General features: G+C 73.7%; 1 pseudogene. It reads left to right on the top strand.

What is annotated here, in order from left to right:
• Positions 1 to 41: 41 nt before the first annotated feature.
• Positions 42 to 598: pseudogene (locus FVW20_RS18185) on the top strand (hypothetical protein); the annotation flags it as partial.

Genomic DNA, 598 nt, shown 5'->3' with positions numbered 1-598 from the left:
TGGCGGCCAGCGCAACGCCGGGTGCCCCGATACCGGGCGGCATGTCGGGGGGGGCCGGGGCGGGAATCCTGGCCGCGTTCGCCCTGCCCGCGCCCGACTGGGCCATGCTGGGGCACGCCCTGTTGCTGCTGTTCTGGATCGTGGTGGGCTGGGAAGTGGTGGGCAACTACAGCGCGGAGGTGCGCAATCCGCGCCGCACCATCCGCAAGGCGGTGATCCGTGCGCTGGCCGCCGTGACGGCGGTGGACCTGGCCGTGGCGGGGGGCATGCAGTGGCTGGCTGTGCGCGGCGCGGCGTTCCCGGTATTTGGGGAATCAGTGGCATTGGGGGCATTGAGTGCATCGGCCAGTACCGGGGCCACCGGCACGTTGACAGTGACGGGTTCTGCTGGCGCCGCTGGCAACATCGTCGTACCGCCGGACGGGGTGGCCGCGCTGCTGACGCCGCTGTTCGGCGCGTGGGGCGGCCCGGTGCTGGGGGCGCTGGCATTGGCCCTGTGCGCCACCACCTACCTGATGTTCGTGGGCGGGGTGGCGCGGCTGGCGGCCTCGCTGGGGGCGGACGGCATCCTGCCGCGCGCGGTGGGGATGCGCGCCCG

Source organism: Nitratidesulfovibrio oxamicus (assembly GCF_015731765.1).
Lineage (GTDB): Bacteria > Desulfobacterota > Desulfovibrionia > Desulfovibrionales > Desulfovibrionaceae > Cupidesulfovibrio > Cupidesulfovibrio oxamicus.
Note: the sequence above shows the minus strand (reverse complement) of the source record. Positions and strands in the feature narration are given on the sequence as shown.